Below are 23,712 nucleotides of genomic sequence, written 5' to 3'. Positions count from 1 at the left end.
TGAGGCCATGATCTTCATTACCGCCAAGTTCCGGATCCGGCCCGAGCACGCCGACCGGTGGCCGCAGATCGCCGCCGAGTTCACCGAGGCGACCCGGGCCGAGCCGGGCTGTCTGTGGTTCGACTGGTCCCGCAGTCTGGACGACCCGACCGAGTACGTGCTGGTCGAGGCGTTCCGCGACGACCAGGCCGGGGCGGCCCACGTGCAGTCCGCCCATTTCCGCGCGGCCCAGGAGACCCTGCCGCCGCACCTGGCCGAGACCCCGCGCATCGTGAACGCCACCGTGCCACAGGAGGACTGGTCGCTGCTCGGTGAGATGGCCGTCCCCGAGGGCCGCTGACCGTCGCCGACCCGTGTAGCCCGACCCGCCGTCAGCGCAGCCGGCGGGCGGTGAAGCGGGTCGGCGGGTCGGCGATCACGCCCTGTGCCGCGATCAGCTGGATCTCCCGGGTGCCGGCCGCGAGTGTCGCCTCGAGCACGGCGTAGACGGAGGCGATGGTGCGTTCCAGAGCGGTCGCGGGTGAGCCGGTCGTCCACAGGTGCGCGAGGTACAGCGCCGCGGTGACGTCGCCCCCACCGTTCGGGTTGATCGGCAGCAACGGTGTGGTCACCGCCCAGGCACCCTCGTCGGAGACCGCCACCACCTCCAGTGAGTCCGGCGGCAGGTCGCCGTGCAGCACGCTGGTCACCAGGACGTGCCGTGGCCCCTTCGCGCGCACCACGTCGACCGCGTCGAGCACCCCGGCCAGCGATGTCGTCGTGCGCCCGGCGAGGAAGTCCAGCTCGAACTGGTTCGGCGTGATGATGTCCGCACGGGGCACGACGGTGTCCCGGAGGTACTCCGGAATTCCGGGCCGGACGAACATGCCCCGGCCGGCGTCGCCCATCACCGGATCGCAGCAGTACACGGCGGCCGGGTTGGCGGCCTTCACCGTCGCCACCGCGTCCAGGATCACCGCGCCCACGGCCGGGTCGCCCTGATAGCCGGAGAGCACCGCGTCGGCGTCGCCGAGGACCCCGCGGTCCCCGATTCCGGCGATCACCTCCGCCACGTCCGCCGCGGGGAGCGTCGGGCCCCGCCACGCGCCGTACCCGGTGTGGTTGGAGAAGTGCACAGTCAGGACCGGCCAGACCTCGTGCCCGAGGCGTTGCAGCGGAAAGGCCGCCGCCGAGTTGCCGACGTGGCCGTAGGCGACCGACGACTGGATGGACAGGATCTTCACCGGCCCATCATCGCCGCTGCGGCCGGCGTCGCACTGACGGCCCGCCGTATCTGTCGGGTGGCCCACTCGCCGCCCGTCCGTGGGCACGACGCGAACGGGCGGCCCGGACCGTGCCGTCCGGGCCGCCCGAGTGGGCGTGCGGTCAGCCGCCGAGGCTGCCGCGGTCGTACGGTCAGCCGCCGAGGCTCGCCGCGGCCGAGGCGATCGACGAGGCGAAGTAGCTCACCTGGGTGTAGACGCCGGGGTAGTTGGGCCGGGCGCAGCCGTTGCCCCAGCTGACGATGCCGACCTGGATCCAGGCGTTGTTGGCGTCGCGGCGGAACATCGGGCCGCCCGAGTCCCCCTGGCAGGTGTCGGTGCCGCCGCTGGCGTAGCCGGCGCAGATCTCCTGGGCGGGGATGAGGTCGCCACCGTAGTTGGCGTTGCACACGGAGTCGCTGACGAACGGCACGGTCGCCTTGAGCAGGTACCGCTGCTGGCCGCCGCCCTCCCGCGCGGCACCCCAGCCGGCGACGGTGAAGGTGCCGCTGTCGTACGCGGTGGTGGTGGCGATCGGCAGCGTGCTCAGCCCGGTGACGGGGCTGGCCAGGCGGATCAGCGCCCAGTCACGGCCGGCGCCGTTGTAGCCGGGGGCCCGGTAGACGTAGTTGGACCGGACGGTGATCCGGCTGGACGACTGGAGGTCGACCGTCCCGAGCGTCGCGGTGATGCTGGTGTTGGTGCCGGTCGAGCCCACGCAGTGCGCCGCGGTGAGCACCAGCCGGGCGCTGTACAGCGCCCCGCCGCAGCCCATCGAGAGACGCACCATGAACGGGAACTCGCCCTGCGCGGCGCGGGTGCCGCCGACGACGGTCGGCGTCATGGGGCTGTCGGCCGCGGCGGCCGGCGCGGTGAGGGTGAGGCTGGCCGCGGTCACCGCGGCCAACGCGGTGGCCAGCAGGCCAGTGAGGGTACGCCAGCGAACCATGCATTCCTCCGCATCAGGGTGGCGCGCCTCGTGAGCGCACCGCAGTCGAGATAGCGGTCATCATATTGAGCGCTATGGATCTCGCGGGCCATCCTCTCTGGGTCGTACCACCGGAGTTATGGATCTCGCGCGGTGCGCCGCAGGGCTGCGGTGCGACCGGTTGTCAGCCGCCCGGGGTGCCGGTGCTCTCCCGGCGGATGAGGCGGAACGGTGTCTGCACGCTCAGCGGCCCCACGACCTCCGCGCCCTCGATGCGGGCGACGAGACGGCGTACCGCGAGACGGCCGATCTCCCTCTTGTCCGGGGCGATCGTGGTGAGGGTCGGCGCGCTGAACCGCCCATCCTCGATGTCGTCGATGCCGACCACCGCGACGTCCTCGGGAACCCGGTGGCCGGCCTCGGCCAGCGCCCGCAGCGCGCCGATGGCGACCAGGTCGTTGTAGGCGAACACCGCGTCCGGCCGGTCACCGCGAGCGAGGAGGTCGTGCATGGCCCGCCTGCCGTCGAGCCGGCCGAACGCGTCGGTGCGGGCGACCAATCGCGCTCGGTACGGCAGGCCGGCCGCCGCCAGGGCCTCCCGGTAGCCCCGGACCCGCAGGTGGGCCGACTGCCGGTCGCCGCCAGCGGTGGCGCCGATGAACGCTATCCGGCGACGGCCGATCGCCACGAGATGCCGGATCGCCGCATGGCTGGCCGCGACGTTGTCGATGGCGATGTGGTCGTGCGGCACGTCGTAGACGCCCTCACCGATCAGCACGAGCGGCCCACTGGCGGTACGGGCCAGCACCTCCTCCCGGCCGATGCGCACCGGGCTGAGGATCAGACCGTCGATGACGCGCTGCCGGGTGCCGTCGAGGAGCGCCAGCTCCACCTCCCGGTCGGCGGCGGTGTTCTCCATGACGAGGGTGTAGCCGAGCCCGGCGGCCTCGGAGATGGCGATCTCGGCGAGCTCGGCGAAGTAGGGGTTGGTCAGCTCCGGGACAGCCAGGGCGATCAGTCCGCTGCGACCGCGGCGCAGGTGCCGGGCGCCGAGGTTGGGGCTGTAGCCGAGTTCGTCGATCGCCTGCTGCACCCGCTGTCGGGTCCGCTCCCCCACCGGGCGGTACCCGTTCACCACGTTCGAGACCGTGGCCAGCGAGACCCCGGCGCGCTGGGCGATGTCCTTCAGGCTGACGCCCATCCACCACCCCCTCGCGACGTCGACCGGCGGGCCGGTCGGGCATCGACGAACAAGCATTGACGGGACGCCCAACGCGGCTCTATAACGTTATACAGGCGAAGACAGATGTCAATATGTCGACCACCGTCGGCGGGTGGAGATCCCACCCGACATCCGTCGCTGGCGCCCGTCCCCCGTCAACGACCACCCGATGCCCACCACCCACGCGCTTCGGGCCTGGCTGCACCGCCCGTGGCAACCCGCCCCCTCGGAGACGGCATGACACGTCACATCCCCATCCGCCCCGCCCTGCCACTGCTACTCGTTCTCGCGATGGTGGCCGGCTTTCTCGCCGCGCCCTCCTCGTCGGCGTCCGCCGCGCCGGCCAAGACGCCGCCACTGACCACCCCCTGGACCAGCCAGGCCCTCGCCGGCACTCCACTGCCCGAGTACCCCCGACCGCAGATGACGCGGCCGGACTGGCTCAACCTCAACGGCGAGTGGCAGCTACGCCAGTCGACCACCGACGACGCCCCGCAGTTCGGCACCAACCTGCCCGAGCGGGTCAACGTGCCGTTCCCGGTGGAGAGCGCCCTGTCCGGCATCCAACGGGCCGCCAACGACAACCGCAACTACCTGTTCTACCGACGCACCGTCACCATCCCGGCCAACTGGTCGGGCCGGCGGACCCTGCTGCACTTCGGCGCCGTCGACTGGCAGAGCACCGTCTGGGTCAACGGTGTCCGGGTCGGTGCGCACACCGGCGGCTACGACGCCTTCACCTTCGACGTGACCCCCCAGCTCACCGCCGGGGCGAACGAGATCGTCGTGAAGGTCTGGGACCCCACCGACACCCGGCAGAACGGCAGCCTGCCCGCCATCGGCAAGCAGACCAAGACACCCGGCGGGATCTTCTACACCCCCAGCTCCGGCATCTGGCAGACGGTGTGGATGGAGCCGGTGCCCGCCGCCTCGATCAGCAGCGTGGACCTCTACCCGAACCTGGCCACCAACACGGTGCGGGTCCGGGTCTTCACCCGGGGCGACGTGAGCGGCCACAGCGTGCTCGCCGAGGCGCTGAACGGCGCCACCGTGGTCGGGTCGGCCACCGGCGGCTTCACCGAGTTCAGCGTGCCCGTGCCCAACGCGCGCCGCTGGTCACCCGACGATCCGTTCCTCTACAACCTCCGGGTGACGGTGCGCAACGCGGCCGGCGCCGTGGTGGACCGGACCACGCACTACTTCGGCATGCGGGAGATCACCACCGGCCTCGTCAACGGCGTGCTGCGTCCCAAGCTCAACGGCCAGTTCGTGTTCCAGGTCGGCACTCTCGACCAGGGCTTCTGGCCGGACGGGCTCTACACCGCGCCGACCGACGCCGCACTCGCCTTCGACCTGCAGAAGCACAAGGACCTGGGCTTCAACATGGTGCGCAAGCACATCAAGGTCGAACCGCAGCGCTGGTTCTACCACGCCGACCGGCTCGGCCTGCTGGTCTGGCAGGACATCCCATCACTGACCGCACAGGACGTCGACCCCACCGACGCGCAGCAGGCGCAGTTCGAGGCCGAGGCGCGCGAGATCGTCGACGAGCACCGCAGCTCACCAGCCGTGATCGCGTATACGCCGTACAACGAGGGCTGGGGTGAGCGGTCCCTCGCCGACACCCGACGGGTCGCGCAGAACATCAAGAGCCAGGACCCGACCCGTCTGGTCAACCCGCACAGCGGCCACAACTGCTGCCAGTCCCTCGGGAACCCCGGCAACGGCGACATCGACGACTGGCACGTCTACCTCGGGCCGGACTCCCCCGTACCGTCGAGCACCCGGATCGCGGTGCTCGGTGAGTTCGGCGGCCTGGGCCTGCACACGCCGGGGCACGAGTACAGCCCGAACGGTCAGTTCTTCGCCTACGAGTGGCAGGCCAACGCCACAGTGCTCACGGACCGCTACGTGGGGCTGGTGCAGGGCAGCCAGAACCTGATGCTCGGCAAGGGGCTCAGTGCCTCCATCTACACCGAGATCACCGACCTGGAGGGTGAGCTGAACGGTTTCCTCACCTACGACCGGCGAGTGATCAAGATGGACCAGGCGCGGGTGCGCGCCGTCAACACCGCACTGATCAACGCCTCGAAGACCATCGGCAGTTCGGCTCCCGTCGTCCTGCCGACGAACACCCGCCGATCGTTGCAGGTGACCACGCCCGGCTTCACCAACCGGTACCTGCGTCACCAGGACAGCCTGGCCTACACCGAGGTGGTCGACGCCGCCAGCTCCAGCCTGCTCAAGGCCGACGCCACGTACACCATCCGGCCCGGCCTGGCCGACGCCGCCTGCTACTCGTTCGAGTCGGTCAACTTCCCCGGGCAGTACCTGCGCCACCAGAACTCCCGGGTCCGCAACTCGCCGGACGACGGCTCGGCGCTGCTGCGCGCCGACGCCACCTGGTGCGCCCGTACCGGGCTGAGCGGCACCGGTGTGTCGCTGGAGTCGTACAACTTCCGAGGTAGGTACCTGCGGCACTACAACGCAGAGGTCTGGCTCAGCAACGGCACCGGCGGCGACGCGTACAACACGCCGACGTTGTGGACCGCCGACAGCACCTGGAGCATCGCCGCTCCGTGGGCGCCCTGACCGGGTCGTCACGACCCGACGTACGGGGGTCCGGCCTGGGCCGGACCCCCGCACCGTTGTCGCCGGTCCGGCGGCGTCACTCGTCGTCCCGGGGGTCGTTTCCCCGGTCATGAGGGGAATCGGCGAGTCGATTGCACCGTCCGACCGGGTCGGTTTTTCCGGGCAAGGGCCGTGCCGCAAGTTGCATCCGGCCAGGTTCGCCCGGCTGTTGCAACACGCAATCAGACCAAGCAATAAATAGACGAAAACCAATCTTGACTTGTACGCCTGGCCAGCGCACCGTAAAGGGCCAGAGGCAGATGAGCGCCATTATCGGCATCGCCGAAGTGGATCGCCAAATAGGGGCGCTGCCGGTTTCGCGCCGCGTGCGTCAGGAGGTTTTCCATGCGTCTGAATCCCTTCAGTAGGGTCTATCTCACCGACCCGGCTGGCGTGTGGCGGCGCATTCTCGACGATCCCGACGGCGCGCACTACGCCGAAGATCTGGGCCTGTGGTTGATCAGCAGACACGCACACGTCCGGCGGGCCCTCGCCGACGCCGCGACATTCGCCAATGCCCTCACCCTCGTCCCGGTCTACGAGGTGTGCCCAGCGGCACTGAGCGTGATCATGCAGATCGACGCGCCACCCACGACGGCCGCCGCGGACCCACCGACGCACCCACGCACCCGCCGGGCCCTGCGGGCGACCTTCGCGAACACCGCCGAGCGGGTCGAGGCCGAGTACGGGGCGATCGTGCGGCGAAGGGTCGACCAGCTGGTGTCCCGTCTCGCCGCCCGTCAGGGCGAGCAGGTCGACCTGATCCCGGACTTCGCGACCGAGCTTCCCCTGCTGGTGGTCCTGGACATCCTCGGGGTGCCCGACGCGGACATCGGGCGGATCCGGAGCTGGGCGGATGGCCAGATCGCCCTCATCTGGGGGCAGCCCGACCCCGCCGAGCAGGTACGCCTGGCGCAGGGCCTGCTCGAGTTCTGGCACTACTGCGAAGAGCTGGTCCGCCGGCGGGTGGACAGTGGACAGCAGGGTGACGACTTCATCAGCCGGGCCCTGACCTACCGCGACGACGACGACAGCGTCCTGACGGTGCCAGAGGTGGCGAGCCTTGCCTTCAACCTCCTGGTCGCGGGGCACGAGACCACCGCCGGGTTGCTCGCCCACGCTCTCGACCAGGCCCTGTCCGATCCCCGGCGGTGGTCGGCGATCGCCGCGGACCCGGAGCTCGTCCCCGCCTTCGTGGCCGAGACGCTCCGGTTCGCACCGGCCATCGACGGCTGGCTCCGGGTGACCACCCGAGACGTCACAGTGGGTGCGGTGACGATCCCCGCCGGGGCACGGTGTCTGCTGTTGATCGGTGCGGCGAACCGGGACCCCGCGGCATTCCAGGACCCCGACCGGTTCGACCCACATCGACCCGATGTGGGCAACCACCTGTCGTTCGGTCACGGCCCACATTTCTGCATCGGCGCGGGATTGGCGCGACTTGAGGCCGGCATCGCCCTCAGCCGGCTCGCCCAAACCATTCCCGGCCTCCGACTGTCGCCGGAGCAACATCGTTCATACAAACCCAATGTCGCGTTTCGTGCGCACCACAGACTGCTCGCGACAATCGATATCCCGGCGTCCTCGGACGAGCCGGTGGCACGCGGTGGCGCGACGGCCGAAGTGCGCGCCTGCTGAACGCCCCGAGCGCCGGCGATGTCGACCTACCGACGGTCGAGGGGTGAGACATGCGAGGGTTGCCCGCTCCACCCGACGCATCTCGGTGCCGACACCGGTCCGGCACGCGCCGTTCATGCTTTGCCCGACGATCCATGCCGGCGAACGTCTTCACACCCATCGCGTCCTGGGTTAAGAATTGCTCTCTGCGAATGTCCAGCTCATTGGCCGGCCTCGATCCCGTACCGGACGCTGAATGTCCGTTCCACGAAGGTGAGCGCATGGAGCACACGTCCCCGTCGAGCTCGGCTCACTCCGCGGCCAGTCAGCGGTTCCGGTGGGAGTTGCGCAACTGTCGCGTCAAGCGGGGCCTGACCCAACGGGCCCTGGCGGATCTGGTGCGGTTCAGCCGGGAGACGGTCGCCGCGGTCGAGTCGGGTCGCCGGTTCGGCAGCCACGAGTTCGCGCTGCGCTGCGACGACGTGCTCGGCACCGGTGGACGACTGGCCGCACTCTGGCCACAGGTCGCGGCCGAGCAATTGGCGGCCGACGGTCGCCGGGGCCCGCGCGGGCCGGAGCCGGGCCGGCTGGATCGGCGGGTGCCGCGTCAGCGTGGGCGGCGCGACGCGCGGGACCCGGATGCCGTCGTGGACGCGATCGACGAGTTGCGCGAACTGATCGGCCAGGTGCTCAACGGCCAACCCGAACCGGACGACCCGCAGCGGCGGCACCCGCCGGTCGGGCCTCCCGACAACCAGCACTGACCCGGCCGATCCGCCACGACCGCGGGGCGTCACCGGTCGCTGACTTTGGGTACAGATGCTGGTACGGGCAGTTTGTACCACGGCCAGGTCTGGTCTACGAGCGCGGCTTCCGGCCGAATGGGACTTGCATTCGGCAACGTGCGGATAGACCGTCATCGACGAGTCGTGGGAGTCAATCTTGGCGTCGAGCACCCGGTCCCACGCGGCCAGACCCTACCCGACGCGCCGACGCGGCTGGAAGATAGCCGGTCGGATGCGCCTCATCGTGGCAGCCCCGCTCATCGCCGTGATCGGCTTCGCCGGTCTCGCCCTGACCGAGAGCGCCCGCCAGACGGCCCGTGCCAGCGACCTGCAGCTCCTGACACAGGTCGGTGCCGAGGCCGGCGACCTGGCCCACCGGCTGCAACGCGAACGCATCGCCGCCGCCGACCTGCTCACCTACGCCCGGCCGGAGCAGCAGGACGCCTTCGTCGCGGAGGTGGCCGCCACCGACGAAGCGGTCGCCCGCTACCGCGCGCAGCGAGACCGGCTGTCCGCCGACAACGACGCCAACCCCGAGCTGATGCGGCGCATCGACGCGGCGCTGAACGGCCTCGCCCCGCTGCGCACCCAGGTCCGCACCGCCACCCACGCGTCAGTGTCCGCGATGACCTTCAGCTACCGCATCGCCATCGCCGACCTCATCAACCTGCGGGAGAACGTCTCCCACGGCGTGGTGGACGCACAACTCGCCGACGGGATCCGCGCCTCGGCAGCGCTGTCGAAGACGGCCGAGGCCATCGGTCAGCAGCAGGTGGCGGTGCTGCGCGCCGTCGCGGGCGGCGAGCTGACCCCGGCCATGCAGCAGGACATCACCGCGGCCCGCACCAGCTACACCGAGTCGAGCCTGTCGTTTCTGGCGCTGGCCCCACCCGAGTGGAGCCTCTGGTGGGAGCAGGCCGGCACCGGCAAGGAGGCGCTCGCCCTGCAACGGATGCAGGACGAGGTGTCCCGGGCCCAGCCGGGGTCGCAGCTGAAACTGGAGACCGGAGACTGGGTGTCCACCACCCAGACGCGTGCCACCCGGCTGGCCGACCTGCGCGCCCGGGTCGACGACGCGGTCCGCGACGACGTCCGGGCCGCGCACGCGGACCAGCGCCGTCGGGCCGTGGCCGAGGCGGCCGGCGTCATCCTGGCCCTGATCCTGACCGCGCTGGTGACCTGGGCCGTCGCCCGGCAGATCACCCGACGGCTACGCCGCCTCCGGGACGCGGCAAACGCCGTGGCGTTCGAACAGCTTCCCGCCGTGGTGGCCCAGCTCCAACAGCCCGGCAGCGCCACCGTCGACCCACAGAAGCTGGCCCACGAGCAATCCAGTGCCGCCCTCGAACCGTCCAGCGACGACGAGATCGGCGAGCTGGGCCAGGCGTTCAACGCCGTGCACCAGGCGGCGGTGCGGACCGCCGCCGAACAGGCCGTCATGCGCGCCAACACCGCCGACATCTTCATCCACCTGAGCCGCCGCGAGCAGCGACTCGTCGACGCCGTCCTGGCCCAGGTCGACCTGGTCGAGCGGGACGAGACCGACCCCGACCGGCTCGACCAGCTGTACACGCTGGACAACCTGGCGACCCGGATGGGCCGGATCAACGCCAGCCTGCTGGTGCTCGGCGGTGTCGGCGTGGGCCGCGTACGCCAGCGCGACGTCCCGCTGCAACAGGTGCTCCAAGCGGCGCTGTCTCAGATCGAGCACTACGCGCGGGTCCGGCTCGGCATGATCGACGGGGACGTCGCGGTGGCCGCCAAGACCGTCGACGAGGTCGTGCACCTGCTCGCCGAACTGATGGACAACGCCACGACGTACTCGCCGCCGGGCAGTGAGACCTGGGTGAGCGGTCGGAGCCTGGGCGACCGCGTCATCGTCCAGATCAGCGACGAGGGCGTGGGGCTGTCCGCACAGCGGATGCAGCAACTCAACGAGCTGCTGGCCCACCCACCGGCCATCGACGTCGCCGCCGTACGGGCGATGGGGCTGGTCGTGGTGGGTCAGCTCGCGGCCCGGCTGGGCGCCACCGTCCAACTGCGACGCGGCCCCCGACGCGGGGTCCTCGCCGAGGCGACACTGCCCGCGGCGATCATCCGGTCCCTGCCACCGGAGGAGTACCTGCTCGCACCCGGACGCCTGTCGCGGCGAGCGGCGCGCACGCCCCACCCGCCGCCGCCGTACCAGCCGCGCCCCGAACCCACCGCCGGTCGCCCGGCGGCCGAGCGGACCCTGCCGGCGGCACCGGTGTTCCGACCGGCTCCTCCACCGCCGGACCGGGGTGATGCGCCCACCGAGGAACTCCTCATCTTCGAACAGGTCAACCACTGGTTCCAGAGCGACGTCGTCGACGGCCAGAGCGGCCAGAACGTCCAGAGCGGCCAGAGCGGCCAGAGCGGCCGGCAGTGGTCCAGCCCCGCCGACGACGCCTGGCGTACCGCCGCCCGGGCGCAGACCCCCGAGGTCGCCACGACCACCAACTCCGGCCTGCCCAAACGGCAGCCGCAACGGCACCTCGTGCCCGGCGGAGTGACAGTGCCCCAGCAGCAGCAACGGTCCGAGTACCGCGACCCGGCGCAGGTGGCGACAGCGATGGCCGCGTACGCGCGGGGCGTGGCGAACCGACGGCGCACCCCGATCAACAGCGGCAACCCATGACGCGACAGGAGAGCACGTGAGCGACCAACAGGATCTCGGCTGGCTGCTGGACAACTTCGCGGCGCGCGCGACCGAGGTCAGCCACGCGATCGCCATTTCCAGCGACGGCCTGATGGTGGCCGCTACCCGCGACCTGCCACCGGACCGGGCCGACCAGTTGGCCGCCACGGGTAGCGGGCTGGTCAGCCTGCTGCGCGGGGCGGCAGCCTTCTTCGACGCCGGCGCGGTGATCTCCAACGTGACGCAGCTCGAGGGCGGGTTCATGTTCTCGATGGCCTTCAACGACGGCGCCTCGCTGCTGGTGCTCGCCGCCCCCGAGTGCGACGTGGGCAAGGTCTCCTACGAGATGACCGAGCTGGCAAACCGGATCGGGGACGCGCTGACCCCCGCTGCCCGAGCGGCGCTCGCCCGCACCCGCTGACCACCCCGGCGCCCCCACGCCGGAGACCCCTTCCCCTTCCTCTGGAGTCAGACATGCCTCTCACCACGCCTTGGCGCAGCCGTGCCCTCACCGCCGCACTGCTCGCGGCCGTGCTGACCACCGGTACGGCCTGCGGCGACGACGCGCCGGGGCCGAGCGCCGGCGGCTCGATAAAGATCGGCCTGCTCGCGTCGCTGTCCGGTACGTACCAGGCCGTCGGTACGGAGATCCGCGACGGCTTCCAGCTCTACCTGGACACCCACGACGGCAAGTTGGGCGGCCGGCAGGTCGACCTCATCGTCGCCGACGAGGGCAACGGCGCCCAGACCGCCGTCCCGGCGGCGACCAAGCTGCTCAAGCAGGACCGGGTGTCAGCGCTCACCGGCATCGTCGGCGGCGGCTCGGTCGCCGGAGTCACCCCGGTGCTCAACGAGACCAAGGTGCCACTGGTCGGCTCCAACGGTCGGCCGGAACTCAAGGACGTCTCCCGCATCTGGCACACCTCGTACCTGTCCGACGAGCCCGGGGCGGCGATCGCCCAGCACGTCCGCGACAACGTGAAGGGCTCCGTGTACGCGATCGGCCCGGACTACCAGGGTGGTTGGGACGAGCTGCGCGGTTTCACCGACGCGTTCAGCAAGATCGGCGGGAAGCTCGCGAACGCCGACGGCAAGACGACCTTCACGCCGTTCCCGGCCACCACGAACTTCCTCCCGTACTTCGCCCGCATCAAGGCCTCCGGCGCGGCGGCCGTCTACACCTTCTACGCCGGCAGCGCCGCCGTCGACTTCGTCAAGCAGTACGCGCAGTCCGAGATCAAGGACATCCCGTTGTACGCGGCCGGGTTCCTCACCGAGGGCGGGGTGCTCAACGCGCAGGGCGACGCCGCCCGCGACATCTACTCGGTGCTCAACTACTCGCCGGACCTGGACAACGCGGAGAACCGCGCCTTCGTGGCGGCGTGGAAGGCGAAGCACGACGGTTCACCAACGACCTACGCGCTCGCCTCGTACGACGCGGCAGCGGTGCTGGACCGCGCGATCGGCGCCGCCGGAAGCGACCCGACCCCCGAGGCCATCAACACGGCCATCGGCCAACTCGGCCAGATCGCCAGCCCGCGCGGCACCTGGCAGTTCTCCACCACCACGCACTCCCCGGTGCAGAAGTGGTACCTGCGGCAGGTCCGCCAGGACGGCCGGGCGCTGTCCAACACCGTCGTGGGTGACCTCGCGACCGTCGGCCGGTGACAGCGGTGGCGGTCGGCACGAACCGGATCGACCCGTACCTGATCCCGGCGTTGGACGGAGTCGCCTACGGGCTGCTGGTCTTCGTCGCCGCGTCGGGCCTGGTCCTCTGTTTCGGCGTCGCCAACATCCTCAACCTGGCGCACGGCCTGCTCTACGCGATCGGCGGGTACACCGCCGCGGCGCTGCTCGACGGTGGTTGGGCGAGCCTGGCGTTGGCGTTGGCGGTCGGGGTGCTGGCCGCCGCCGCGGCGGGGGTGCTGCTGGCCGGTCTGCTCACACCGGTCGCCACCGGCAATCATCTGAGTCAGGCGCTGCTGACGTTCGGGGTGGCGCTGGCCGGCGGCAGCCTGCTCGTCGCCGGCTTCGGACCCGACGACCCGCAGGTCCAGGTGCCCGCCGCGCTGGAGGGGTCGGTGGTGGTCGCCGGTCACCGCTACGCCGCGTACCGGTTGGGGTTCATCGTCGTCGCGGCGGTGCTCGCCGCCGCGCTCTACCTGGTGGTGCGGCGCACCAGGGCCGGGATGCTGGTCCGTGCGGCCGTCGACGACCCGGAGATGGTCGCCTGTCTGGGCGTGAGCCCGGCGCGGATCCGGGCCGGTGTGCTCGCCGCCGCCGGTGCGCTGGCCGGTGCGGCCGGGGTCCTCGGCGCGCCCATCATCGGCCCCGGCACGGACACCGCCGACACCGTGCTGCTGCTCTCCCTGGTGGTCGTCGTCCTCGGTGGTCTCGGGTCGATGGCCGGCACCCTGCTGGCCGCGCTCGCGATCGGCGAGATCCAGACGCTGGGCGTGGCGTTGCTGCCGTCCGCCGCGCCGTTCCTGCTGTTCGCCGCCATGGCGGCGGTGCTGGCGGCGCGGGCGCGCGGCCTGGCCGTCAGGTGGCGGACGGCATGAGCGGCGAGGTGATCCGACGGGCCCGAGGTGCCGTCGCGGCGCTCGTCCTGGTGGGCCTGGTCGTGGCGCCCTGGGTGGTTGACGACTACACGACGGCGCTGCTCGCCCGGACGCTGGCGCTGGCCCTGGTCGGGGTGAGCGTGGCGCTGCTCACCGGCGTCGCCGGCATGCCCACCCTCGGGCAGACCGCACCGTACGCGGCGGGCGCCTACGCCTGCGCCGTGGTCGGCAGCCGGGTCTCCGACATCGGCGTGGTGCAGCTCGTCGTCGCGGCGGGCGCCGGGGCGCTGTTGGCCGCGCTCACCGTGCCGCTCGTCGTGCACGCCCGGGGGGTAATCGTCCTGATGATCACCCTGGCCATCGGCGAACTCGTGGTTGTCGTCCTCGGGCGCTGGCGGTCGGTGACCGGTGGCACGGACGGGCTGGCCGGTGTCCCCGCGGTCCGCCCGTTCTGGGGGCTCCCGGCGCTCGCCAGCGACCAGGGCCGCTACCTGTACGCCCTGGTCGTCGTGGCCACGCTTGTCGGCGCGGTGCTGGTGCTGCTGCGTACCCGCGCGGGGCTGGTACTGCGGGCCGGCCGCGACGACGAGACGCGGTTGCGCGCCAGCGGTCACCGGGTGGCGGTGCACCTGTCCGGCGCGCACATCGCGGCCGGGGCGATAGCCGGAGCCGCCGGGTCACTCCTGGTCGTCGCCCAGCAGTACATCTCCCCCGCCGATTTCGGCTTCGACACGTCGGCGCTGCTGCTGCTCGGTGTAGTCATCGGGGGCACCGCGTCGGTGGGCGGCGCCCTGGTGGGCGCGGCGCTGGTCATCGCCGTCCGGGACTGGTTGTTCGGGGTGCTGCCCGGCCACGCGCCACTGGTGCTGGGCGCACTGTTCGTGGCGACTGTCTACCTGCTGCCCACCGGGTTCAACCGGGCCCGGTTGCGGCTGTCGGCGGCCCCGCCGCCACAGTCGGACCCGCCCGCCGCCCAGGAGCGGGCCACCGTCGGGGAGCTGCGCCGATGACCGGCCTGCTCGACGCCCAGGAGGTGAGCGTGCGGTACGGCTCACTCGCCGCGCTCGACGGCGTGGACCTGTGCGTCCACGACGGTCAGCGGCACGCGCTGATCGGCCCGAACGGGGCCGGCAAGAGCACCCTGCTCGACGTGCTCAGTGGTTCCACGCGGCCGCAGCGCGGCACGGTGCGGTTCGCCGGACGGGACATCGGTCGGCTCGGCCCGGCGGCCCGGGCGCAGCGGGGCATCAACCGCATCCACCAACGACCGGCGGTGTTCGCGACGCTGACCGCGACGCAGAACGTGGTGGTGGCCGCGCTGCCACGGGTCATCCCCCGCCGCCGGTGGTGGCCGGCTGGACGTCGGCACGCCGCGCAGCAGCTGGCCGGTCCGCTGCTGGAGCAGATGGGGCTCACCGCCGTCGCCGAGGTGCCCGCCGGGCACCTCGCGCACGGGCAACGACGCCAGTTGGAGATCGCCATGGCCCTGGCCGGGCGCCCCCGCCTCCTGCTCCTCGACGAACCGGCGGCCGGGTTGTCGGCCGTCGAGGTCGGCCGACTGGTCGAGCTGCTCCAGGCGTTGCCCCGGGCCGTCGCGGTGTTGCTCGTCGAACATCGACTGGACCTGGTGTACGCCCTCTCCGACACGGTCACGGTGCTGCGCGACGGTCGGACCCTGGCCGCCGGCACACCGGACGAGATCCGTACCTCGCCGCTGGTGCGGCAGGCCTACGCGGACGGGGTGGCGTGATGCTCACTGTGGATCGTCTCTACGCCGGCTACGGCGGGGGAACCGTCCTGCACGAGGTCAGCCTGCGGGTGGGCCAGGGCAGCATCCAGGCCGTGGTGGGCCGCAACGGGGCGGGCAAGAGCACGCTCGTGCACACCATCGCCGGGCTGGTTCGCCCGTCCAGCGGTCGGATCGAGGTCGGCGGGGTGCACGTCGCCGGCCGGCAACCGCACCGCATCGCCCAGTCCGGCGTCGGTCTGGTACCGCAGGGTCGGCGGGTCTTCTCCCGGTTGACAGTGGCCGAGCACCTGCACCTGGCGGCTGCGCCGTGGCGGGCCCGCACCTCCGGCGGCGAGGGCTGGACGGTCGCCCGGACCCTGGAACTGCTGCCGAGGCTGGCGGTACGGCTGCGGCACCGCGGCTGCGAACTCTCCGGCGGCGAGCAGCAGATGCTGGCGATAGCCCGTGCGCTGCTCGGCCAGCCCCGGGTGCTGCTGCTCGACGAACCGTGCGAGGGCCTCTCGCCCGATCTGGCGGCGCGGGTCCGCGAGTTGGTCAACAGTCTCGCCGCCGACGGCCTGACCGTGCTGCTGGTGGAGCAGCAACTCCAGCACGCCATCGAGATCGCCGACCGGGTGGCGGTGCTGGAGTACGGCCGGGTGGTCTACGACCGGCCGACAGTGGAGGCCCGCCGCGATCCAACCCCGTTGGCGGCGATGGTGAGCATCGCCGCCGTCGCGCCGTCCCCGCGCAACCGACCGACCCCTCGGCTCTGGGCCGACACCCCGTAGTCAACCCGACCCTTCTCGGAGAGGTGGACACCGATGACAACCGTCACGAGCGACGACACGTACACGTTCGACAACGGCGCACCGGACGCCGTTGCCCAGATGCACGCGCTGGAGTCCTTCCTGGATCCGATCACCACGCGTCGGCTGGCCGGCCCGGTGCTGCGACCGGGCGCGACCTGCTGGGAGGTCGGGGCGGGCGGCGGCTCGATGGCCCGACGGATCGCCCGCGCGGTCGGCGACGACGGTCACGTGCTGGCCACCGACATCGACCCCACCCACCTGGTGGCCGAGGGCAACCTGCGGGTACGCCGGCACGACGTGCGCACCGAACCGCCACCCGGTGACGCGTTCGACCTGATCCACGCCCGGCTGGTGCTGCTGCACCTCCCCGATCGCCGCCGGGTCCTGCGCACCCTCACCGGCGCGCTGGCACCGGGCGGGTGGCTGGTGGTCGAGGAGTTCGACTGCACCTCGCCGCAGCGGGTGCTCACCGCACCGACCGACGACGCCGCGAAGCTCTTCGCGCAGGTCATGGACGCCATGATGGGTGTCCTGGAGGACCACGGCGCCGACCTGGGTTGGGCGCAGGACGTGCACACCGAGATGGCCCTCGCCGGTCTGACCGACCTGGACACCATCACCCACTCGCAGAGCTGGGCCGGCGGGTCGACCGGAACGTCGCTGTACGAGACCAACTCCCGCCAGTTGGAACCGGGCCTGCTGGCCGCCGGGCTGTCGGCCCAGCAACTGAACGCGTTCCGGCGGCTGCTGCGCGACCCCGGGTTCGCCGTCATGTCGTACCACTTCGTCTCCACGCGGGGCCGCCTGCCGAGCTGAGCAGGTGGACCACCGCGCGGAGCGCGGTCGCGCCGTGCGTACCTCTCCCGCCGCAGCACCCCCCGACTGCCGGCCGGACAGCTCGACGACGGCCTCGACCGCACCGGCCGGGCTCCCCGCGAGGGAGCCCGGCCGGCCCATACCCGTGCCCCCACGTCCCACGTCCCGCCGATCTTGCAGTTTCGGTTGCCGATACGCGTGGAACGACCCCTATGTCGGGACAGAAAGTGCAAGATCGCGGCATGGGGCATTGAACGACCGCCGCTCACGACGTTCGACGAGCAGTTGGCGATGCGGGTCGAACCCGATCGGATAGATCGTCCGCCCGTACCTGGAGAGGGTTTCGCCGGGCCGGAGGCCGACCGAGTCCAGTTGCCGGGCGGCCTCCGAGTAGGCGACGCCGGCCCGGGCGGCATGTTCGCGGATGGCGCGCTTGCGGGCGCGTCCCGGGGCCGGGGTCCGTCGGGGATGGGATCAGACATGACGCCTCCGCTGCAGCCCCACGCACTCCACCGAACTGGCGGCGCGACCGGCACGCCGGGAGTCGACAGATCGGCGCGGAGTCGGAGACTCTTGGCCCCGGGCATGCGGTCGGGCGTGGGCCACCACATCGGGCACTGGCAGGCGTTCTGCCGTGGTCAACATATCGTGCCGCCGACCGTCGGCGTGGCGGTGCGCCCCCGGCCGCCCTCACCCGCCGCGCCTGGTGTCAGCCCGTGTCGGTGGCGTGTCGGGGCGGTGTCAGCCGGCCCACGCAGACTCGGCGCATGACAGCTGACCTGGTGATCGAGGCCGAGGGCCTCGTGAAGACATTCGGGAAGACGAGGGCGCTTCAAGGCGTGGACCTCACCGTACCCCGCGGGACGGTGCTCGGGGTGCTCGGCCCCAACGGCGCCGGCAAGACCACCGCCGTGCGCATCCTCTCCACCCTGCTCACCCCGGACGGTGGAACCGCCCGGATCGGCGGTTTCGACGTGGTCCGCGACGCCGAGCGCGTTCGGCAGAGCATCGGCCTCACCGGCCAGTACGCCTCGGTCGACGAGGACCTGACCGGCCGGCAGAACCTGGAGCTGTTCGGCACCCTGCTGGAGCTGGGCCGTGCCGGCGCCCGGCGGCGGGCCGCCGAACTGCTCGACTGGTTCGACCTGACCGACGCCGCGAACCGGCCGGCCAAGACCTACTCCGGCGGCATGCGGCGGCGGCTGGACCTGGCCGCCAGCCTGGTCGGCTCCCCCGACGTGATCTTCCTGGACGAGCCGACGACCGGGCTCGACCCGGCCAAGCGCGAGGACATGTGGGACGTGGTCCGGTCGCTTGTCAACAACGGCTCGACGGTGCTGCTCACCACCCAGTACCTGGAGGAGGCCGACGCGCTCGCCGACGCGATCACGGTGATCGACCACGGCCGGGTCATCGCGCACGACACCCCGGAAGGGCTCAAGCGGGTGGTCGGCGGGCAGACCCTGGAGGTCCGTCCGTCCGACCCGGCGCACCTGCCCCGTACCGCGGAGATCCTGACCCGGGTCGGTTCCGGCGCGCAGGCCGACGAGATCCGCAAGGGCGTGCTCGCGGTGCCGGTCAGCGACGACGCGGCCCTGACCGAGAGCGTCGCGCGGTTCGCCACCGCCGGCATCGCCGTCACCGAACTCTCCCTGCACTTGCCGAGCCTCGACGAGGTGTTCTTCACCCTCACCGGGCGTACGGCGTCCGACGACGACACCACCCGCCCCACGGAGGTCGCGGCATGAGCACCCTGACCGACACACCGCCCACGACACGCCGCGGGCTGTCGACGACCGCCCCGAACCCGCGGCCGTTGCGGCTGGTCCGGCACTCGTTGGCGCTCGCGAAGCGCAGCCTCATCAAGACCTGGCGTACGCCCGAGGCGCTCATCGACGTCACCGTGCAGCCGGTGCTGTTCCTCGTCATCTTCGTGTACATCTTCGGCGGCGCGGTCGCCGGCTCGACCCATGACTACCTGCAGTTCCTGCTGCCCGGCATCCTGGCGCAGACTATCGCCACCGGCGCCATCGCGATCGGCGTCAACCTCAACACCGACATCGCCAAGGGCATCTTCGACAGGTTCCGGTCGTTGCCGATCCCCCGCTCCGCACCACTTGTCGGCGCGGTCCTCGGCGACGTCGTCAGGTACGTCATCGTCACCGTGTCGACCCTCGCGATCGGCTACGTGATGGGTTTCCGGATCGAGACCGACCCGTTCCGGGCGGTCGCCGGATGTCTGCTCGCGGTGCTGTTCGCGCTCTGCCTGAGCTGGTTGCCGGTGCTGGTGTCGATGAAGGTGCGCACGCCGGGTGCCGTCCAGGGTCTGATGTTCGCGCTGATCATGCCGCTGAGCTTCGCGTCGAACGTGTTCGTCGACGCGGACACCCTGCCGGGCTGGATGCGGACGTTCGTGGACGTCAACCCGATGACCCACCTGGTGGCGTCGGTACGCGGGCTGTTCCTCGGCACCCCGCTCGGCTCACACGTGTGGTGGACGCTCGGCTGGTGCGCCGGCTTCGTGGCGCTGTTCATGCCGCTGGCGCTGCGGGCGTACCGCAGGAAGATCTGAATCAGGCGAGCAGGTCGTCCATCAGGTCGCGGATCCGGTTGACGGCCGCCGCGGGCGGCCGCTCGCGCCACCGGGTCAGCAACGGCTCACGCTGCTCCTCGTCCCCGAGGATGGCGTTGAGCCGTTCGCTGATCCCGGTGGGGAAGAACATCTCGATGTGGGTGCCGATCCGCTTGGCGAGTACGGACAGTTCGCGGGCGGTGTCGGCGTCGTCCCGGTACGCCGCGAGTTCCGCGCCGCCCGACGCCCACGCCCCGATCACCGGCAGGTCCCGTGAGGTCAGCGCGTCGTCGCGGGTGAGCGACAGCATCGCGGTCGCCTGGACGGCCGGGTCGTCACCCGACACCGGTCGAGCCTCGGCAACCCGCAGGCAGAGGACGGCCGCCGCGGCCCGGAGCATAGCCCGCGGCTGTGGCTGCGGCCCGGTCCAACCGGCGAGGATGCGGGTCATCTCGTCGACGTGGGTGAGCGCCTCGTCGTAGCGCCCGCGCTGCCAGGCGAGGTGCCCCAGGCCGAGCAACGCCTGCGCGGCGTCCATCTGGTCAGCCTGGCCCGGTGCGGCGGTCTCGCCCAGTCGCCGTTCCGCCTCCGCGTCGCCGGTGAGGGCGAGCTGCACGTCCAGCCGGAGCCGGATCGACCGCGCGTCCTGCGCGGCGCCGACCAGCTCCATGTGGTGCACGCTGCGCGTCAGCCACTCGGCCGACCGGGCGTCCCCACCCGGGACCAGGAACTGCCCGACGGCGCCGGCCGCCATCGCCATGCCCCAGTGGTCGCCGACCGCCTCGAAGCGGTGGTACGCCTGCTCGGCATCACTGATCGACGCTTCCGGCTGGCCGCCGTTCTCGCGTACCGCCGCGCGCGCGAACAACCCGAGCCCCTGCACGTACGGGTCCGGGTGGGCGATCAGCTCGGTCGCGTGCTTCAGGCTCTGCTCCAGGTCCGACGTGTCGAAGCCGGGCAGCGCCGCCGCGAGGGCGGTCAGCCGGGAGGACACCTCGGTGGGTCGTTCGGCCTGGACCAACCGCAGGGCCCGGCGGGCGAGCACGGCGGGCCGCAGGTCGGCGCTGATACCGGCGTTCACGCTGATCACCAGGCACGTCCAGGCCAGCCGGTCGGCGTTGGGCAGTGGCCGGCCGCTGGCCGCACCCCGCAGGATCGCCGACCGCAGCCGCCGCCGCGGGTCGTCGATGTGCAGCAGTCCGCGCGCCCAGCCCAGGACCTCAAGGTGCAGACCGCGCACCGACCAGAGGTGGAACAGCGCGGTGGCGACGTCGACCGAGGCGGGCTCGTCGTCCTCCCGCATCGCCCAGCGCAGGCCCGCGACCAGGTTGTCCTGCTCGGCGGCGCACCGGTGCAGCGCCTCCACCTGGTCGGGTCCGATGAAGCGGCCGGCGAGCGCGACGGCCTGTTTCCGCGCCCAGTCGACCAGGCCGGCCATGGCACGGCCCCGGTCACCGGCCGCGTCCAGCCGGGCCTCGCCGTACTCACGGACCGTTTCGAGCATCCGGTAGCGGGGCGGACCGTCCCCCTCGACCAGGGTCAACAGGGACTGCTCCACAAGGGTCGCCAGGCCGCGACGGACGTCCGGGACCTGCGCGACGGCGGCGGCGAGGTCCGTGGTGAACGGCGCGGGAATGACCGCGACCCGCTGGAGCAGGTCGCGGTCGTCCTCGGCGAGCAGTTCCCGGCTCCAGTCGACCAGCGCCCACAGGCTCGCGTGCCGCTCGGGCAGGCCACGCAGGGCGTCGTCGAGCAGCGCGAACCGGTTGGTCAGCCCGGCGAGCACGTCGTCGATCGGCATGTGCCGCAGTCGCGCGGCGGCCAGTTCGAGCGCCAACGGCAGGTTGTCGAGCCGGTGGCACAGGACGAGCGCCCGTTCGGTGTCCCAGGTGGGTACGGCGCCGCCGGCCCGTGCCCGCGACTCGACGAGCGCGAGCGCGTCGGTGTCCGGCAGCGCGGTCAGCCGGTGCACCAACTCGCCGACCAGGCCCAGTGGGGCGCGGCTCGTCGCGAGCACCGCGACCTCCGGCGAGGCCGCGGCCACCAGGTCCGCGACGACGACAGCCACCGCGTCGAGCACGTGCTCGCAGTTGTCCAGCACCAGCAGCCCGTCCAGGTCCGGCGCGACGGCGCGCAGCCGCTCCTCGGGGTTGAGGACCCGACGTTCCAGACCCAGGTTCCCGCCGGTCGCCGTGGTGTCCGCGCCACCGAGCGCGGCGAGCACCGTGGGCAGCACCTCGTCCGGCGAACGCAGACCGGCGAGTTCGATCACGCGTACCGCCCGCCCGGCCGCCGCGGTACGCCTCGCCACCTCGGCGGCGAGCCGGGTCTTGCCCGCCCCGCCGGTCGCCACGATCGTCACGACGGGTGCCTCGGTGAGGGCGTCGGTGATGGTCTCGACGTCCCCCTCGCGCCCGACGAGGGCGGCCATCGGACGACGCCACGCGGCGGGCAGCGTGATCCGCGCCGGTTGGCGGGGTGGCGTGGCGACGGGCGGGGCGGTGAGTTCCCCGCGCAGCAACGCCAGGTGCACGGCGGTGATCACCGGTGACGGGTCGGTGCCGTACCGGTCGGCCAGGTCGGTGCGCAGCCGCTCGACCAGCTCCAGCGCCTCCGCCTCCCGTCCCTGGGCGGCCAGCACCCGCACGAGCAGGGCGGCGGACGGCTCGTCCGGTGGCGTACGCGCGACGAGCCGGCCCAGGTCGGCCTCGTCGAACGGGCCAACGCCGGCGAGTGCCGCCTCGGCGCGCAGCGCGGCGACGTCGGCGAACAGGCGGGTGTCCTCGGCGCCGACCAACTCCGGCACCTCGGGGAACAGGGCACGGGCCTGATCGGCCAGGCCCCGGGCGGTCCGGACGTCACCGCACCGGAGCACGGTGCGCGCCTGGTCGGTGAGCGCGCGCGCCTCGACCGCGTCGACGGTGATCTCCTCGGCGGGCAACCGGTATCCGCCCGGCACCGCGACCACTGGCAAACCGAGGCGGCGTACCCGGGACACGAGCGCCTGCACGGCGCCTGTCGCGTCGTCGGGTGGCGCGCCGTCCCAGACGGCGTCCACGAGCAGGGTGACGGAGACCGCCCGCCCCCGCGCGTCGACGAGCGCGCGGAGCACCGCCGCGAGCCGTTCACCCCGGACGGGCTGGCCGTCGACGGCGAGGGGGCCGAGGGTCGCGATCTGCACGGACCCAGCATCCCCCACGTGCCCACGGGCCCGATGACCACCGGTGCGCCCGGCTGGTCACGGCCCGCGACCGGCTTGACAGGCGATCGTTGGGTTAGGTTAGCCTAACCTCATGCAGAACGAGTTGGCGTCGGCCAACGGGGATCACCGCCTGGCCGGCGTCGACCTCCGTCTGGGTTATCACGGTGTGCCGGTGGTGCACGGTGCCGTGATCAATCTCCGCAAGGGCGCCGTCACCGCGCTCGTGGGGCCCAACGGCAGCGGCAAGTCGACCCTGCTGCGTGCCCTGGCCCGGCTGCACCCGATCGAGGCCGGCACGGTGCACCTCGCCGACGGCGTCACGGCCGCCGCTCTCGCGGCCCGGGAGTTCGCCCAGCGGGTCACCCTGCTCGCCCAGAGCCGGCCGGTGCCCAGCGGGGTCACCGTCCGCGACGTCGTCGGCTACGGCCGCCACCCCTACCGGGGGCGCTGGCGCACGGAGGACCCGGACGGTCCCGCCGCCGTCGCACGCGCCATGAACGTCACCGGCGTCGCCACGATGGCCGATCGCCCGGTCGACGAACTGTCCGGAGGCGAGTTGCAGCGGGTGTGGTTGGCCACCTGCCTCGCCCAGGACACCCCGGTTCTGCTCCTCGACGAGCCCACCACGTTCCTCGACCTGCGTTACCAGGTGGAGATCCTCGACCTGGTCCGTGACCTCGCGGACGATCACGACGTCGCCGTCGGCGTCGTGCTGCACGACCTCAACCAGGCGGCGGCCGTGGCGGACGAGGTGGTCCTGTTGCACCAGGGCCGGGTCCGCGCCACCGGCACCCCGGCCACCGTGTTCACCGAGGACGCCCTCACCGAGACCTACGGCATCCGCATCGAGGTGACCACCGATCCGGTCACCGGACTGGTCACCACCCGCCCCGTCGGGCGGCACCAGATCCGCGCCCTGGTCTGAACACCCCTCATC

General features: G+C 72.0%; 19 protein-coding genes. 15 read left to right on the top strand and 4 right to left on the bottom strand.

The features are described from left to right. Nucleotides 1-7 precede the first annotated feature (7 nt). Complete coding sequence (locus QSK15_RS30640) at nucleotides 8-340, top strand: putative quinol monooxygenase (protein ID WP_285797519.1); 333 nt, start codon at nucleotides 8-10, stop codon at nucleotides 338-340. A 31-nt stretch (nucleotides 341-371) separates the two neighbouring features. Here the strand turns inward: QSK15_RS30640 and pdxY are convergent, their stop codons facing one another. The 3 genes from pdxY to QSK15_RS30625 form a co-directional block, all read right to left on the bottom strand. Then, nucleotides 372-1,223 carry a pyridoxal kinase PdxY gene (gene pdxY / locus QSK15_RS30635; protein WP_285797518.1) on the bottom strand — a complete coding sequence of 284 codons (852 nt, stop codon included), beginning with the start codon at nucleotides 1,221-1,223 and terminating at the stop codon, nucleotides 372-374. Nucleotides 1,224-1,395: 172 nt separating this feature from the next. Beyond that, nucleotides 1,396-2,190: a S1 family peptidase gene (locus tag QSK15_RS30630; protein WP_285797517.1), complete on the bottom strand. Its 795-nt coding sequence runs from the start codon at nucleotides 2,188-2,190 to the stop codon at nucleotides 1,396-1,398. A gap of 163 nt (nucleotides 2,191-2,353) precedes the next feature. Next, on the bottom strand, nucleotides 2,354-3,370 hold the full coding sequence (locus tag QSK15_RS30625) for a LacI family DNA-binding transcriptional regulator (RefSeq protein ID WP_285797516.1): 1,017 nt from the start codon (nucleotides 3,368-3,370) through the stop codon (nucleotides 2,354-2,356). Between the two features lie 258 nt (nucleotides 3,371-3,628). Here QSK15_RS30625 and QSK15_RS30620 point away from each other — a divergent pair, with 258 nt between their 5' ends. The 13 genes from QSK15_RS30620 (at nucleotide 3,629) to QSK15_RS30560 (ending at nucleotide 19,573) form a co-directional block, all read left to right on the top strand. Next, the gene (locus tag QSK15_RS30620) at nucleotides 3,629-5,983 is read left to right on the top strand and encodes an AbfB domain-containing protein (protein ID WP_285797515.1); all 2,355 of its coding nucleotides are present in this window, start codon (nucleotides 3,629-3,631) and stop codon (nucleotides 5,981-5,983) included. A gap of 384 nt (nucleotides 5,984-6,367) precedes the next feature. Then, on the top strand, nucleotides 6,368-7,660 hold the full coding sequence (locus QSK15_RS30615) for a cytochrome P450 (RefSeq protein ID WP_285797514.1): 1,293 nt from the start codon (nucleotides 6,368-6,370) through the stop codon (nucleotides 7,658-7,660). Nucleotides 7,661-7,920: 260 nt separating this feature from the next. Beyond that, entirely contained in the window at nucleotides 7,921-8,403 is a 483-nt protein-coding gene (locus QSK15_RS30610) for a helix-turn-helix transcriptional regulator (protein WP_285797513.1), read from the top strand. Nucleotides 8,404-8,656: 253 nt separating this feature from the next. Further along, nucleotides 8,657-11,083, top strand: coding sequence for a sensor histidine kinase (locus QSK15_RS30605; protein WP_285797512.1), 2,427 nt, complete (start codon nucleotides 8,657-8,659; stop codon nucleotides 11,081-11,083). Between the two features lie 16 nt (nucleotides 11,084-11,099). After that, the gene (locus QSK15_RS30600; protein WP_279517884.1) at nucleotides 11,100-11,504 is read left to right on the top strand and encodes a roadblock/LC7 domain-containing protein; all 405 of its coding nucleotides are present in this window, start codon (nucleotides 11,100-11,102) and stop codon (nucleotides 11,502-11,504) included. 53 nt (nucleotides 11,505-11,557) lie between these two features. After that, nucleotides 11,558-12,751 carry an ABC transporter substrate-binding protein gene (locus QSK15_RS30595; RefSeq protein WP_030336258.1) on the top strand — a complete coding sequence of 398 codons (1,194 nt, stop codon included), beginning with the start codon at nucleotides 11,558-11,560 and terminating at the stop codon, nucleotides 12,749-12,751. Then, a complete protein-coding gene (locus QSK15_RS30590) occupies nucleotides 12,748-13,644 on the top strand; it encodes an ABC transporter permease subunit (protein ID WP_285797511.1) in 897 nt (298 codons plus the stop codon). Before QSK15_RS30595 ends, QSK15_RS30590 begins: the two co-directional genes overlap by 4 nt. Continuing rightward, entirely contained in the window at nucleotides 13,641-14,654 is a 1,014-nt protein-coding gene (locus tag QSK15_RS30585) for a branched-chain amino acid ABC transporter permease (RefSeq protein WP_285797510.1), read from the top strand. The genes QSK15_RS30590 and QSK15_RS30585 overlap by 4 nt, the downstream gene beginning before the upstream one ends. Beyond that, a complete protein-coding gene (locus QSK15_RS30580) occupies nucleotides 14,651-15,394 on the top strand; it encodes an ABC transporter ATP-binding protein (protein WP_285797509.1) in 744 nt (247 codons plus the stop codon). The genes QSK15_RS30585 and QSK15_RS30580 overlap by 4 nt, the downstream gene beginning before the upstream one ends. Next, nucleotides 15,394-16,164 carry an ABC transporter ATP-binding protein gene (locus tag QSK15_RS30575; protein ID WP_285797508.1) on the top strand — a complete coding sequence of 257 codons (771 nt, stop codon included), beginning with the start codon at nucleotides 15,394-15,396 and terminating at the stop codon, nucleotides 16,162-16,164. The genes QSK15_RS30580 and QSK15_RS30575 overlap by 1 nt, the downstream gene beginning before the upstream one ends. Before the next feature lie 33 nt (nucleotides 16,165-16,197). Further along, nucleotides 16,198-17,001, top strand: a complete 804-nt coding sequence (locus QSK15_RS30570) for a class I SAM-dependent methyltransferase (RefSeq protein WP_285797507.1) — start codon at nucleotides 16,198-16,200, stop codon at nucleotides 16,999-17,001. 767 nt (nucleotides 17,002-17,768) lie between these two features. After that, nucleotides 17,769-18,749, top strand: coding sequence for an ATP-binding cassette domain-containing protein (locus tag QSK15_RS30565; RefSeq protein WP_285797506.1), 981 nt, complete (start codon nucleotides 17,769-17,771; stop codon nucleotides 18,747-18,749). Continuing rightward, a complete protein-coding gene (locus QSK15_RS30560) occupies nucleotides 18,746-19,573 on the top strand; it encodes an ABC transporter permease (protein ID WP_285797505.1) in 828 nt (275 codons plus the stop codon). The genes QSK15_RS30565 and QSK15_RS30560 overlap by 4 nt, the downstream gene beginning before the upstream one ends. A gap of 1 nt (nucleotide 19,574) precedes the next feature. Here the strand turns inward: QSK15_RS30560 and QSK15_RS30555 are convergent, their stop codons facing one another. Further along, on the bottom strand, nucleotides 19,575-22,754 hold the full coding sequence (locus tag QSK15_RS30555) for an ATP-binding protein (RefSeq protein WP_285797504.1): 3,180 nt from the start codon (nucleotides 22,752-22,754) through the stop codon (nucleotides 19,575-19,577). A 112-nt stretch (nucleotides 22,755-22,866) separates the two neighbouring features. Between QSK15_RS30555 and QSK15_RS30550 the strand changes: the two genes are divergently transcribed. Continuing rightward, nucleotides 22,867-23,700, top strand: coding sequence for an ABC transporter ATP-binding protein (locus QSK15_RS30550; protein ID WP_285797503.1), 834 nt, complete (start codon nucleotides 22,867-22,869; stop codon nucleotides 23,698-23,700). Nucleotides 23,701-23,712 lie beyond the last annotated feature (12 nt).

The organism is Micromonospora sp. NBRC 107095, from assembly GCF_030269705.1.
GTDB classification, from domain to species: domain Bacteria; phylum Actinomycetota; class Actinomycetes; order Mycobacteriales; family Micromonosporaceae; genus Micromonospora; species Micromonospora parva.
This window is presented reverse-complemented; position numbering and strand designations above follow the sequence as displayed.